The following is a 14,511-nucleotide window of genomic DNA, read 5'->3' as shown; positions in this document are numbered from 1 at the left end:
GATTCCCCCTTTACAAATGAATGGGGGTTAATAAACATCGCGTAAATAACGTTTATCACGGCTCATACTGGCGACATATTCACTGGCTTGCTCTGCCGACTTATTGCCATGTTGTGCAATGATTTCTTTTAGTGCAGCATCCACATCTTTTGCCATACGGCTGGCATCACCGCAGATGCAGAAGTATGCACCTTGTTCCAGCCATTGCCATAACTCCGCACCATGCTCACGCATGCGATCCTGCACATAGATTTTCTGTTCCTGATCACGCGAAAAGGCAAGGTCTAAACGGGTTAACACGCCATCTTGCTGGAATTTTGTTAGTTCATCCTGATAGTAAAAATCGGTACTGGATTTTTGTTCGCCAAAGAATAACCAGTTTTTACTTGGTTTATCTAAGGCCTGACGTTCCTGTAAAAAGCCACGGAAAGGGGCAATGCCTGTACCTGGCCCAACCATGATCAAGGGAATGTCTGCATCGGCAGGTGGATGGAACGATGCTGATTTTTGTACAAAAATTCCAATATGACCTTGCTCGGCACGATCAGCCAAAAAGGTTGAGGATACTCCTTTTCGCGCATTGCCCTGATAATCATAACGCACTGCGGAAACCGTAAGATGGATTTGGGTAGGGTAGGCTTTCGGGCTTGATGCAATCGAATACAGTCGTGGTTGTAGTTTAGCCAGAATACTGATGAGTTCACTAACCGATAGCTTGACTGGAAATTCATATAAAACGTCAACCAGTTGTTTACCCCACAGCCATTTTTTTAGTTCATTTTTATCTGGGTAGTCCAGCAAGTCCTGTAGTTTTTGATAAGCACCTTTGGTCGCAATCAGTTTTAGCGCGTTGAGTTGTGGTTTGGCAATTTCAAAGCGTTCGGTCAGGGCTTGGCGCAATGTCATACCTTTTAAATCCACCATCGAGACAGGGCTATCCCCATCCAGTTTGGTGATGCTGAGTAGTTCATTGACCAGTTCAGGGCAATTTTTTGCCCAGACTCCGAGTGCATCACCTGCTTCATAACTAATTCCTGAGTCCTCAATATCAAAGGCAAACAGGCGAATATCCTTGTTGGAATGCTCATGATTCAGGCGTACATTTTGCAGTAGACGAGACTGAAACGGACTGGCTTTGCTTGGTGCAGTCAAGTCTGGCTTCTGGGGTTTAAGCGGTGAGGGTTCAGCCTTGATTTTGGCCGATTCTGCCAGTTTAGCCAGCACCGTGCCTAACCATTGTTCCGCTTTTTCCTGAAAATCGGTATCGCAGTCAATACGGTCAAAAATCCGTGATGCACCCAGTTCAGCCAGTTTTTGATCGAGTTTTTTACCATGACCACAGAATTGGTCATAGTTCGGATCACCCAACGCCAGCACACTATAATTCAGGTGATCCAGTTTAATGTCTGCTTTACTGCTTAAGTCATTCCAGAAATTTTGCCCATTATCAGGCGCATCACCATCGCCAAAGGTACTGCTGATACAAAGCAGGTGATCGGTTTTTTCCAGTTGATCGACGCTAAAGTTTGACATCTCCTGAAAATTGACCTCATAACCAGTCTGCTTGATTTTTTGGACGAAATTTTCTGCCAGTGTTTCACTATTGCCTGTTTGAGAAGCCCAGATTAGGGTGACTTTCGGTTTTTCGGGTTCGGTGCTTTGAGACAAGCTGAGTGCGTTTGTCTCTGAACTGATCAATGCTGGGGTTGCATGATTCGATGTAGCGTAGTCCAGTGGTACGCGTGCATATAAGCCTGCCAGCATGCCATTCAACCAAAGTTTGGCTTGTTCTGAAATGGGTGCATTGGGTGGCAAGGTCGGTAGATTGCCTGACTGTACAGGGAGGTTTTGCAACGCTGCCATAAAACCTGCCAGATAAATCTTTTCAGCATCATTGAGCGGGGGTGTGCTGATTGTCTCAATACCCGTCATTTGGGCGAAAATATTGATCTGTGACATCTCTGTACCTTGTGCGATTTCAGGTATTGCAATGGAGTTTGCTGGTGTAGATTGATCTTGCGGAATCGGTTTTTGCTGGTTCAATGCATCTGCAACGAGGAGTGTTTCTGTTGCAGCAACAGGTGCTAACGACACCGCACAGATCTTAAATTCAGGTTGTTGCGAGATTGGGTCGATGGCATCGTTGGTCACGGCATTGATGGCTAAATCTTCACCAAAGAAATCATTCCAGTGAAATGGGGCAAAGCAGTTGCCTGCCAAAACGCGATCAGTGACCACCACAGGTAAAATAGCCTTACCACGGCGTGAACGGATTTCGACAGGTTGTTTATCCTTAATGTTCAGGTTGGCCGCATCTTCAGGATGAATCTCAATAAAAGGTCCTGAATTGAGCTTGTTCAGCATGGCAATCTTGCCTGTTTTGGTCATGGTATGCCATTGATGCTGCAAACGACCTGTATTCAGGACAAAGGGGAAATCAGTGTCGGGCATCTCCGCAGGATCAAGATGCGGACGGGCAAAGAACACGCCTTTGGCTCGTTCAGTGGGGAAAATTAAACGCGGTTTGGGTTTATTGTCCTGTGCTTCAAGCAGGTATTGGCTGATGCCGTCATTTAAATAACGAATTGGATGGCGATCATTGGCTCCCTGTGGGGTATCCAGCGGTGGGCAAGGCCATTGCAGGGGTGTTTCCCTCAGTCGTGCATGGCTGGCACCACGTAAGTCATAACCTGTTTTCGGGTTGGAACAACGACAGATTTCATCAAACACTTCGGATGCTGAGTTGTAACTAAAGGCATGGGCATAGCCCATTTCACAGGCAATACGGCTAATGATCTGCCAGTCGGGCAATGCTTCCCCAGGTGGGGCAATTGCCTTTTGCATCAGGGTCATGTTGCGTTCAGAATTGATCATCACGCCCTCAGCTTCTGCCCAGAGTGCACCTGGTAACATGATGTCGGCATACTTGTTGGTCTCTGTATCCAGAAAAGCATCCTGAGTAATCACCAACTCGGCTTTTTCCAAGCCCTCAATGACAGTTTTACGGTTGGCAACCGTCGCGACAGGATTGGTACAGATAATCCAGCAGGCTTTAATTGCTCCTGCTTTCATCTGCTCAAACATATCAATGGTGCCTTTGCCTAGATGGGTGGTTAGGGTGCCTTTGGGCACTTGCCAGAGTTCTTCAATAAAATCCCGATCTTTTTCAATCAATACAGAACGTTGCCCAGGGAGTCCAGGTCCCATATAACCCATTTCACGCCCACCCATGGCATTCGGTTGACCTGTGAGGGAGAATGGACCACTGCCCAGACGGCAGATTTTTCCTGTTGCCAGATGCAGGTTGCAGATGGCATTGGTATTCCAAGTGCCGTGAGTACTTTGATTGAGACCCATGGTCCAGCAGGTCATAAACTCTTGGGCTTCACCCATCCATTGTGCTGCCTGACGAATCTTGGCCTCATCAATTCCAGTTTTTTCAGCGACATAATCAGGGGGATAATCTTCCAGAAAAGCAGGCATTTGTTCCCAGCCTTCGGTATATTCCTGAATAAATTCATGGTCAAGATGGTTATTCTTCCAGAGTAAATGCAGTAAACCGTTAAGCAGGATTAAATCAGTTCCAGGCCTGATCTGCATAAAAATATGGGCTTTATCGGCGGTGGCATTACGGCGTGGGTCAACCACAATCAGTTTTGCCCCTGCCTTGACCCGATCCATCAGGCGCAGAAACAGAATTGGGTGGCAATCTGCCATATTGGCACCGATGACAAAAAATACATCGGCGTGATCAAAATCCTTGTATGAACCAGGAGGGCCATCAGCACCTAACGACAGTTTATAGCCACTGCCTGCACTTGCCATACATAGGCGTGAGTTGGATTCAATATTGTTGGTACCAACAAAACCCTTGGCCAGTTTATTGATCAGGTATTGAGCTTCAATCGACATTTGCCCAGAAACGTAGAATGACACCGCATTCGGTCCATCACCATCGATAATTTGACGGAAGCGCTTTGCGGTTTCAGTAATGACGCTATCCATCGAGCTTGCAACACGTTCTTCCTGACGTTGCTTGCGGATATAGGCTTTTTCCATGCGCCCAGAATTGCGTAAGGCTTTATCAGCCGACGAGCCTTTGGTACATAAACGTCCAAAGTTGGTCGGATGTTGCTTGTCACCTGCAAGTTTCACCACCTGACCATTTTCAACCTGCAAAATCATGCCGCAGCCTACACCACAGTAGGGACAGACAGTTTTGATTGATTCAGCCATGATCATTACCTTTATTTCAACATTGCGAATGAACATTTGAAATGAGTGTCTTCATTTCACCCATTCAAATAAACGCAAGCAGGCATCGTTGGCTGCATGGAGATGCATATCTTTAATAGCACTATAAAGTCAGCAAAAAATGTGCCATTGAATTTAAGTTGTTGTGGCTTTGTTGCATAAAGGTTTGAAAGGCTGAGTTCCCTTAAGCTACTCAAATTTAAGAGACAACTTGGGTATGAGGGCGACCTAATTCTGTGAATTTATTCAAGACTGCCATGCGTGCATGGATCTCATTCACCTGACTTGGAAAACTCCGCGCTGTTAATTTATCGCCTAATAATTTGATGCAATGCATCTTGGTTTCAACCAAACTTCGACGGTGATAACCAGACCACTTTTTCCAAAGCGATCTGCCTAGCCGTTTGACTGTCTTTAATAATTTGTTCCGCTCTATAGACCTCGCTTGCTGATCCTTCCAAGGCTTTGCATTCTTTCTAGGTGGAATGATCGCATGTGCATCTCGATCTAAAATGACTTGTCGGCAGTGCTTGGTGTCATAAGCACCATCTGTATAAACAGAATCAATTGGTTCATCCAAGGGAATTTTAGCAAGTAAATCTTCGAGTACTTGAGAATCACTGACATTATTTGTGGTGAGTTGTACTGCACGTATTTGCAGGGTTTTAGCATCTATAGCAATGTGAAGCTTACGCCATTGGCGACGATATTCAGCCCCATGTTTCTTGCATTTCCATTCACCTTCACCAATAAACTTCAAGCCAGTAGAATCTACGAGTAGATGTAGCCCATTACTACTTTTTTGATAGCTAATCGCAATATCAATATGCTTTTGTCTACGACAAAGGGTGGAATAATCCGGAGCTGTCCAATCTAATCCAGAGAGTTTAATCAAGCTTTGAACAAAACCTGTGACCATGCGTAAAGAGAGTCGGAATAGCGATTTGATCATTAAGCAGCATTGAATCGCTGTATCAGAGTAGGTTTGATTTCGACCTTGCTTGCCTTGTGATTGTGCATACCACTGAGTCTTTGGATCAAACCAAATGGAAATATTACCTCGGTTAATTAAGGCTCGGTTATAGGATGACCAATTGGTTGTACGGTAGATTTTAGAGGCAGGCTTATTCATTTTGAAATTATATTGCTGAATAAGCTTTTGATGCTAGGTTTGTGCAACAAAGCCGTTTGACCAATGCCATCAATGATCTGGATGCAATTTATGAGCAGAAAAACAAGGTTGAGGTCAAAACCTCTTATGCGGGCTCTTCAACCTTAGCTAAACAGATTGAAGCAGGTTCGCCAGCCGATGTGTTTATTTCTGCCGATGTACAGTGGATGGATTATTTACAGAATAAACAACTGGTTGCAGAGAGTGATCGGATTAACTTGTTGGGCAATCGTCTGGTATTGATTACACCTAAAGATCGCCCGATTAAAATTAAAATGGACCAGAAATTTGACCCAAGCAAAGTGGTACAGGGCAAACTCTGTACAGGGGATACTAAAAGCGTTCCTGTGGGTAAATATGCCAAACAGGCATTGACTTCACTCGGTTGGTGGGAAAAGGTGGAACCGCGTTTGGTTGAAACTGAAGATGTTCGTGCGGCGCTGAACTTTGTGGCACGTGGCGAGTGTCAGGTGGGAATTGTCTATGCAACGGATGCTGCAATTAGCAAGGATGTTGTGGTGGCAGGGGTGTTCCCTGAAAATACCCATCCGCCGATTATTTATCCTGTCGGCTTGACTAAGAAAAATCCGAATGCAGTGAAATTCTATCAATTCCTGCAAAGTGGTCAAGCAAAAACCGTATTTAAAAAATATGGGTTTAGTGTGTTGCCTGTCAATAAATAGGTTGTCTATTCTGAAATTGATTTAGGGTTTTAATAATGGTGCGCTCAGCGGGACTCGAACCCACGTCGGTCGCTTAGGAGGCAACTGCTCTATCCAGTTAAGCTATGAGCGCATAGTGCGGTGATTGTAAATGAAAAAACATAAACAAAAAAGTGATTGCTAGAACAATCACTTTTTCAATACCGATCAACTGTTTAATTCTTGGCTTTTAGATTCAGCACTTTATACAGTGCAAACATGAGCACAATCCAGATTGGAATCATTAACACAGATTCCTTAAAGCCTTGCTGCCACATGATATACAGCACTACAGCAATAAATGCCAAGACCAGATAGTTACTCAATGGCGACCATAATGCAGGAAAGCTGGTTTTCAGGCCTTTTGCCTTGGTCATCGCCTTGAATTTCAAATGTGTCAGGCTGATCATGGCCCAGTTGAGCACAAGAGCACCAACGACCACATACATCAAATGACCCAGCGCATCTTCTGGAACAAAGTAGTTCAACAACACACAGCCAAAGATCAATAAGGCAGACAGTAAAACAGCAGGTACAGGCACGCCCTGTTTATTGGTCTTGGCAAACACTTTAGGGGCATTGCCTTGTTGAGCCAGACCGTACAGCATACGGCTATTGGCATACATACCACTGTTATAGACCGATAAAGCCGCAGTCAGGATAATAAAATTGAGTAAATGCGCAGCCCAGCCAATCCCCATCTGGCTAAAGATCATCACAAATGGACTTTTATCCAGACCACCTAAATCCAACTGGTTCCAAGGCACCAGTGACAACAGGATGGTGAGTGAACCGACATAGAAAATCAGGATACGAATCACCACCTGATTGATCGCTTTAGGAATGGTTTTCTTTGGATCATTGGCTTCGGCTGCCGCCATACCAATCAATTCAATCCCACCAAAAGCAAACATCAGGAACGCCAGCATATAGAACAGGCCATCGAAGCCATTTGGGAAGAACCCGCCATGTGCCCACAGGTTACTGAATGACGCGGTTGAATTGGCATCCGCTGTGAACAGTAGGAATAGGCCAAACAGAATCATCGCAACCACTGCGGTCACCTTGATAATCGCTAACCAGAATTCCGATTCTCCGTAGAATTTCACATTGGTCAGGTTAATGGCGGTAATGATGACAAAGAAAAACAGCACCGACTGCCAAGCGGCAATATGAGGCCACCAGTAATTGATATATTTGGCGACAGCCGTCAGCTCACTCATGGCAACAAGGATATACAATACCCAATAGTTCCAGCCTGAAAGGAAACCTGGAAACTTACCCCAATACTGATAGGCGAAATGGCTAAATGAACCTGCAACAGGTTCTTCAACAATCATTTCACCGAGTTGACGCATGATTAAAAAGGCAATCAAGCCACCAATCGCGTAACCCAAGATAATGGATGGTCCAGCAGACTGGATCACCTGTGCAGAACCTAAAAATAAGCCCGTACCAATTGCTCCACCCATCGCAATGAGCTGGATATGGCGGTTTTTTAGTCCACGCTGAAGTTGAGAAGAATCGTTGTTCAAAGGACTGAGCTCGACGATGAATAAGTGGATTATTCTAATAGATTGCAGGATTTTCGCCTAGTAAAAGTACAGGCAGGCTATGACTGTAAAGTAGTTTTTAAAAGTTATTTAAAATCCTATATTTGAATGAGTGGTAAAATAAATGTTGATTTATATTTGTACGCTTGAAAGGTCACTTTGTTTTTTTAACCATGTTTATTGGCTTTCGTGCCATTGTTAAATCATGCTGATATACCCAATATAAAGGTCATATTTTGCCTAAAATACTTAACCTAAAACCATTGGTCGTATGGCATTTATGACTGCTGTGCAGTAACGTTGAACACAAAACCTAGCTGCACCAAAACATGATAAAAGGATGAAATTGACATGAGCTCAGTACCGCAAATCAAAGTCCCAGCAACCTATATGCGTGGTGGCACAAGTAAGGGGGTGTTTTTCAAGCTGGATGATTTGCCTGAAGCGGCACAGGTGGCAGGAAAGGCACGTGATCAACTTCTTCTTCGTGTGATTGGCAGTCCAGACCCATATGGCAAGCAAATTGATGGCATGGGTGGTGCAACTTCAAGTACCAGCAAAACCGTAATTCTGGCAAAAAGTTCACAACCAAAACATGATGTCGATTATTTATTTGGACAGGTTTCGATTGACCAGCCATTTGTGGACTGGAGTGGTAACTGTGGCAACCTCACCGCAGCAGTGGGTTCATTTGCCATTTCCAATGGTTTGGTTGATGCAGAACGTATTCCTGAAAATGGTATTTGTACGGTACGCATCTGGCAGAAAAATATACAAAAAACCATTATTGCGCATGTGCCAGTGACCAACGGTCAGGTACAGGAAACAGGTGACTTTGAACTGGATGGCGTGACCTTTCCAGCAGCGGAAGTGCAGATTGAATTTTTAGACCCTGCCGATGATGGTGAAGAGGGCGGCGATATGTTCCCTACAGGCAATGTGGTGGATCAGCTTGAAGTACCTGAGATTGGTACATTTCAGGCCACCTTTATCAATGCGGGTATTCCAACTATTTTCCTGAATGCGGAAGATATTGGCTATCAGGGTACAGAATTGCAGGATCATATCAACGGTGATAATGCTGCCTTGGCGCGCTTTGAAAAAATCCGTGCCTATGGTGCGGTGCAGATGGGATTGATCAAGGATATTTCTGAAGCGGCTGCCCGTCAGCATACGCCTAAAATTGCCTTTGTTTCTCAGCCAAAAACCTATACCTCTTCAAGTGGCAAAACCGTTGAAGCGGCTGATGTGGATTTATTGGTTCGTGCCTTGTCGATGGGTAAGCTGCACCACGCCATGATGGGCACAGCCGCAGTTGCGATTGGTACGGCAGCAGCAATTCCAGGCACGTTGGTGAATCTGGCAGCGGGCGGTGGTGAGCGTCAAGCGGTTCGTTTTGGTCATCCATCAGGGACATTGCGTGTTGGTGCTCAAGCTGAGTTGATTGATGGCAAATGGGCTGTGAAAAAAGCCATTATGAGCCGTAGTGCACGTGTACTCATGGAAGGCTGGGTGCGTGTGCCAGGTGATACATTCTAAACTGGCAGACTAATAACTTTGATAAAGCTTCCTTTGGGAGGCTTTATTATTTTGAATCCATTAAAAATACAAACACAATTTCCTGAGATAAATAATGGTATGATGTCGCCATTCTGACAGGTCCTGTCATTTATCCTTTTATTCAAGCTTTCAGGGGCAACTGTGTCATCTATTTCTCAAGTTAATGCGGATGTTTTACAACAGGCTCAACAACGTATTCAACAGGATTTATTGACAGCATTGGCTGCCTTTGCAATTCCAGAACCCTTAAAAGCCGCCGTGCATCATGCCGTGATGCTGGGGGGGAAGCGTGTCCGTCCTGCATTGTGCTATGCGGCCGCCTCACTGCGACCCAACCATCATTTTGCAGCCGCCCGCCGTGCGGCAGTGGCGGTTGAGTTGATTCACTGCTACTCATTGGCGCATGATGATTTACCCTGTATGGATAATGATTTGCTGCGTCGTGGACAACCGACCTGCCATGTGGCGTTTGGTGAGGACACCGCATTGCTGGCGGGTGACATCTTGCAGTCCATGGCATTTGAGATTCTGGGCAGCCGTTTGTTTGATGAACAGGGGCAGGGCACGGAGGCAGCGATTGTACTCAAGCAAATGCAGATTTTAGCGACAGCCAGTTCAAAAATGGTCTGTGGTCAGGTGCTGGACTTGCAGGCTGAAGGCAAACAGGTCGATCAGGCTGAACTGGAAAATATTCACCGTAATAAAACAGGTGCATTGATTCAGGCTGCGATCATGATGGGTGCAGTGACAATCTTTGCTGGTACGGATCAGGCGATTCCAAGGTTGCGTCAGTTTGGGCAGGCCATTGGTTTGGCTTTTCAGGTGCAGGATGACATTCTGGATATTACCGCCAGCACTGAAATATTGGGTAAAACTGCAGGTAAGGATGAGCAGGTACAAAAGTCGACCTATCCAGCCTTGATGGGGTTGGCACAGGCACAGGCATACGCGCAAAACCTGCATGATCAGGCATTTGAGGCATTGGCCTATTTTGGTGAGGACGCCAAAGAACTGGTTGAAATTTCAAGATTTCTATTGGCACGTAAAAGCTGATTGCTGGTTAGGCTGTATTTAAACTTTCATACCTGGCTTGTCCATTTAGGCAAGTCGATGGAGGAAATACGCATGGATGGGGAAAAGCTACATCAATGTGCAATCGAGGTCGCCACGCAACTTCCTTTTAGCCAGCATGTTCAGCCTTTTGGGCCTGATTATGAAGTGTTTAAGATTCTGGGAAAAATCTTTGTGCTGACTGCCGAAGTTGCGAATATCAAAATGGTCAATGTGAAATGTGATCCCTATAAAAGTCAGGAGTATCAGGAGCTATACCCCTTTATTAAACCTGCGTATCACATGAATAAGAAACACTGGATTTCCATTGTTGAACATAAGGCGCTCACAGCGGAATTGCTCTCAGAGCTGATCCATGACTCTTATGATCTGGTGGTAAAAAAGCTTCCAGTCAAAGATCAAAAACGTTTAAAAGTACAATAAAAAAACAGCACGTAGGCTGTTTTTTTACATCAGGAATTTAGTTGTGTTTACCCATAATCCCACGGATGGCATTTAATACATCAGCAGGCAATACCACAGTTTTCGAATTGCTTGATTTAGATAAATCCTGCATGGCTTTCACATATTGTTCACCTAGAAGGTAAGCCACAGGAATTTCTTTATCGCCCACAGCACTGGTGACCATTTCAATGGCACGTTGTGAAGACTCGGCAAGTACAACCTGTGCCTCGGCATCACGGCGGGAAGCTTCCAGACGGCCATCTGCCTCTAAAATAGCGGCCTGTTTTTCACCATCCGCCTTGGTCACAGTCGCACGGCGTTGACGTTCAGCCGCAGCCTGTGCCTCCATCGCGGCCTGCATGGTGTGAGAAGGCTGGATATCCTGAATTTCAACGGTTTTGAGCGTGATTCCCCAATCGGAAATATCATCAGAAATCGCGGCTTTTAATTTGGCCTTGATATGGTCACGGGAAGACAGCGCATCATCCAGGTCCATTTCACCCACGATGGAACGTAGTGAGGTTTGAACAAGGTTTTGAATTGCCCATGTATAGTTTTCAATGCCATACACCGCTTTTTCAGGTGTGGTGAGATTGATATAGGCAACCGCATTCATCACCAGAACCGCATTGTCGCGTGTAATCACTTCCTGTGAAGGAATGTCCAGCACAATATCCTTGGTGGTGATTTTATAAGCCACTTCATCAACATACGGAATGACAAAATTCAGGCCAGGACTCAACGTGGTATGGTATTTACCTAAACGTTGTACAATCCATTTATAACCCTGGGGAACAATACGAACCCCTTTAAAAATAGTTATACCAATAAAAGCCAAAAGAGCTAAAACAATAATCGCTCCAGCAGACATATCAAAACCCTCTTTGTTATGAAATATTACTACTATGTGGTTGGACCACTAGATCATTACCTAGAATATCAACGACCCGAACACGGTCACCGACCTGAACAGCCGTTGTGGTTCGGCAATTCCATTCATCTGACCCTAAAACAGGCATTGGAAAGCGTACAATGATCTGATCATGGTCAAGCCCAGTACGGATGACCATACCCACTTGTCCAATCGTGGCTTCCCGTGGTAATCCTGCCTTGGTTTTATCAGTCGAGAGTGGCTTGATAAACTTGAACCAGAGTATCGTACATAAAATAGATAAAATGCCCCAGGTTACCACTTGGGTAGTAAAGCCCATCATTGGGAAAAGCCACAGTAAAATACACACCATGACTGCTGCTATGCCAAACCATAATGCGGCAAAAGCAGGCAAAATCAACTCTGAAAGAATCAGTAAAATCCCTAATACAAACCAGTGCCAAGGCTCAACTACAAACTCCATAGATTTGCTCGCATCATTAAACTGAGTGGAGGTGAAAAAATATTCACTTTCCCCACTCTAGCAGATGATTATCTTTATGAATATAAAAAGATTGTTTTTTATTTAGATTTATTCTCATTTAGGTTGGTGGATGAATATTCACCCTTAAATTCAGGTTGAATCTGAAAAATTCATAAAATGCTGAGTTAAATCCAGTACACCTGAGTGTTCCCCAACACTCTGATCTTTTGCTTCACTTGGAGACATTCCAAAACGTAAGCGGAATGCACGCAAAAACTGATTGAAATTGCTAAAGCCATATTCCTGAGCAATGTCAGCGATCGTTTTTGAAGATGTTTGTCGGGTGAGTTGATAGTAGGCCAAGTCGAGGCGCTTATCCCGAATGATGGTGGCGATACCACTCTCTGCCTCAAAGGCTCGGTATAAATGTGCACGGGATATATTAAAACGGCACATCAGGCTTTCAATACAAAGCTCGGGATTTTTAATATTAAGATCAATAAACTGTAGAATCCGATGTTTTAATACAGGATTAATTTCCTGCTTGGTTTGTACATTGCCATTTTTTAGCCTGACTGCAAGTAAGGAAAGCAGGGCATCAAATGCGGAATCAACTTCTTCTTCATGTAAATCCACCGAAACATTAAACAAGCTCAATACATAATCTGTGAGTAATTGAGTCATTGGCTGTTTGGCTCTAAAAATGGTTTCATCAGGGAGCCGATAATTGCCCAGCTTTTTTTCTAATAATGCACGAGGAATGTAGATGGCGGTATTTTCACCTGAGCTAATACAACTATCGGCCTGTGCCGTATTAATCAGCAGTAGATCACCTGCTTCAACCCTGACACTGTTTTTTTGTGTGGTACGGTGAAAATGTCCCTTAACAATTAAAATGAGCAGATAGGCTTCAATATCAGATTGTAGAATCAGGTTTTGACGACGGTCACAGCGTTGTATGCCAAATTGCCAATTCGTTAATGTCCAGTCATTGACTGAACGAATACGAATCGAACCATATAATGGATTCTGTTCAACAGGGCTCACATCTAAAAAGGTGGAAAACAGACTACGATAAAAATCATCACGAATATAAGGATCGATGGATGCTGTTGTAATAAAAATTTCTTCACTCATTTTAAATGTATCCAACAGTTGAACATGACTTTTACTCCATCATGGTCTCTGCATAATAAAATAAGGTTTTAAATCAAGTTGATCTGGTTCTTGGTCTAAATAGTGGCCTTGAACTTCCATCGGTGACATCCCAAAACGCAAGCGGAAAGCGCGTAAAAACTGGCTGGAATTGTTAAATCCATAAGCCTGGGAAATTTCAGTTAAGACGGAGGTGGAAAAGTCTTGATCGATGAGTTCACAATAAATTCGGTCTAGCCGTTTGTTGCGGATAAATGTGGCAATACCACCCTCTGCTTCAAATGCCCGATACAGATGTGCCCTTGAAACATTAAAGCGGGACATGAGTTTTTCGATGCCAAGATCAGGACTTTTAATATTTAAATCAATATATTGTTGTATTCTCCATTTTAAAACCGTATTGACTTCCTGATGGATGGGCATCTTTCCATTTCTGAGCCTGACCGCCAGCAATGACAACAAGGCTTCAAAAGCAGGATTACTTTCTCTGGGTTTTAAGTCTAAAGCGACATTAAATAAACTCAACATATAGTCTGTTAAGAGTTGAGTCATGGGTTGCTTGGCTTTCAAAATTACTTCATTTGGAATGCGGTAATGACCCATGTGCTGTTCCAGTTCAGTCCGTGGAATATACAGCGACATACTTTCGCCAGCACTGATGGAACTGTTGACCTGTGAGGTATTGATCAGGATTAAATCGCCAACATTTAACAGGGTACTGGTGTTTTTTGTGGTGGAATTAAAATAGCCTTTGGTGATGAGGATGAGTAAATAGGCATCAATATCAGCTTGTAAAATCAGGTTGGGACGACGGTGGCAGTGTTGTAGGCCAAATTTCCAATGGGTCATGGTCCAGTGATCGACTGAACGGATATGAATGGAACCTGATAAGGGATTTTGATCTACAGGGGTAATATCTAAAAAGGATGAGAACAGGCTGCGATAAAAATCGGTACGGATATCTGCATCAACAGATTCAGTGGAAATAAAGATTTCTTCACTCATTCTTTATGTATTCAATAGGAGTATATGCCTTGGTTAAAATGATATTTTTGGTACATAACGTAACAAAGCCTATTTGGTAATTGTATAGGAAAATCGGCTTTTGCATGTTGTTTGCTATGACAGTATCTGCTCCAAATGAGACAAAATGAAACCTTATTAAAAAATTAAATAATTGATATTTATGTATAAATTTTTGTAAAAATCGTAAAATTACACTAAAAAAATGAGACGTTTTTGAGTTT

At 43.9% G+C, this 14,511-nt stretch carries 10 protein-coding genes, 1 tRNA gene and 1 pseudogene; 4 read left to right on the top strand and 8 right to left on the bottom strand.

The annotated features are described in order from the left end of the window. Positions 1-27 precede the first annotated feature (27 nt). Positions 28-4,236 carry a bifunctional nitrate reductase/sulfite reductase flavoprotein subunit alpha gene (locus tag QLH32_RS07080; RefSeq protein ID WP_283268859.1) on the bottom strand — a complete coding sequence of 1,403 codons (4,209 nt, stop codon included), beginning with the start codon at positions 4,234-4,236 and terminating at the stop codon, positions 28-30. 217 nt (positions 4,237-4,453) lie between these two features. Further along, complete coding sequence (locus tag QLH32_RS07075) at positions 4,454-5,386, bottom strand: IS5 family transposase (RefSeq protein ID WP_283268533.1); 933 nt, start codon at positions 5,384-5,386, stop codon at positions 4,454-4,456. Positions 5,387-5,442: 56 nt separating this feature from the next. Here QLH32_RS07075 and modA point away from each other — a divergent pair. After that, a pseudogene (gene modA / locus QLH32_RS07070) lies at positions 5,443-6,108 on the top strand (molybdate ABC transporter substrate-binding protein); the annotation flags it as partial. Positions 6,109-6,144: 36 nt separating this feature from the next. Here the strand turns inward: modA and QLH32_RS07065 are convergent. Together QLH32_RS07065 and QLH32_RS07060 are read right to left on the bottom strand one after the other, a co-directional pair. Then, a tRNA-Arg gene (locus tag QLH32_RS07065) sits at positions 6,145-6,220 on the bottom strand. A gap of 82 nt (positions 6,221-6,302) precedes the next feature. Beyond that, positions 6,303-7,661: an amino acid permease gene (locus tag QLH32_RS07060; protein WP_283268857.1), complete on the bottom strand. Its 1,359-nt coding sequence runs from the start codon at positions 7,659-7,661 to the stop codon at positions 6,303-6,305. Positions 7,662-8,030: 369 nt separating this feature from the next. Here QLH32_RS07060 and prpF point away from each other — a divergent pair, with 369 nt between their 5' ends. The 3 genes from prpF to QLH32_RS07045 all read left to right on the top strand — a co-directional run bounded on the left by prpF (position 8,031) and on the right by QLH32_RS07045 (position 10,733). Further along, entirely contained in the window at positions 8,031-9,218 is a 1,188-nt protein-coding gene (gene prpF, locus QLH32_RS07055) for a 2-methylaconitate cis-trans isomerase PrpF (protein WP_283268855.1), read from the top strand. A 162-nt stretch (positions 9,219-9,380) separates the two neighbouring features. After that, positions 9,381-10,292, top strand: coding sequence for a polyprenyl synthetase family protein (locus tag QLH32_RS07050; RefSeq protein ID WP_283268854.1), 912 nt, complete (start codon positions 9,381-9,383; stop codon positions 10,290-10,292). A gap of 72 nt (positions 10,293-10,364) precedes the next feature. Next, entirely contained in the window at positions 10,365-10,733 is a 369-nt protein-coding gene (locus tag QLH32_RS07045) for an MmcQ/YjbR family DNA-binding protein (protein ID WP_283268852.1), read from the top strand. 37 nt (positions 10,734-10,770) lie between these two features. On the opposite strand, the gene QLH32_RS07040 is transcribed toward QLH32_RS07045, so the two are convergent. The 4 genes from QLH32_RS07040 to QLH32_RS07025 all read right to left on the bottom strand — a co-directional run bounded on the left by QLH32_RS07040 (position 10,771) and on the right by QLH32_RS07025 (position 14,269). Beyond that, complete coding sequence (locus QLH32_RS07040; RefSeq protein ID WP_283268850.1) at positions 10,771-11,625, bottom strand: SPFH domain-containing protein; 855 nt, start codon at positions 11,623-11,625, stop codon at positions 10,771-10,773. Between the two features lie 16 nt (positions 11,626-11,641). Further along, entirely contained in the window at positions 11,642-12,109 is a 468-nt protein-coding gene (locus QLH32_RS07035; protein ID WP_004675003.1) for an NfeD family protein, read from the bottom strand. 150 nt (positions 12,110-12,259) lie between these two features. Then, entirely contained in the window at positions 12,260-13,246 is a 987-nt protein-coding gene (locus QLH32_RS07030) for a helix-turn-helix domain-containing protein (protein WP_283268848.1), read from the bottom strand. 39 nt (positions 13,247-13,285) lie between these two features. Further along, complete coding sequence (locus QLH32_RS07025; protein ID WP_283268847.1) at positions 13,286-14,269, bottom strand: helix-turn-helix domain-containing protein; 984 nt, start codon at positions 14,267-14,269, stop codon at positions 13,286-13,288. Positions 14,270-14,511 lie beyond the last annotated feature (242 nt).

The sequence above is a fragment of the Acinetobacter corruptisaponis genome, from assembly GCF_030053775.1.
Classification (GTDB): Bacteria; Pseudomonadota; Gammaproteobacteria; order Pseudomonadales; family Moraxellaceae; genus Acinetobacter; species Acinetobacter corruptisaponis.
This window is presented reverse-complemented; position numbering and strand designations above follow the sequence as displayed.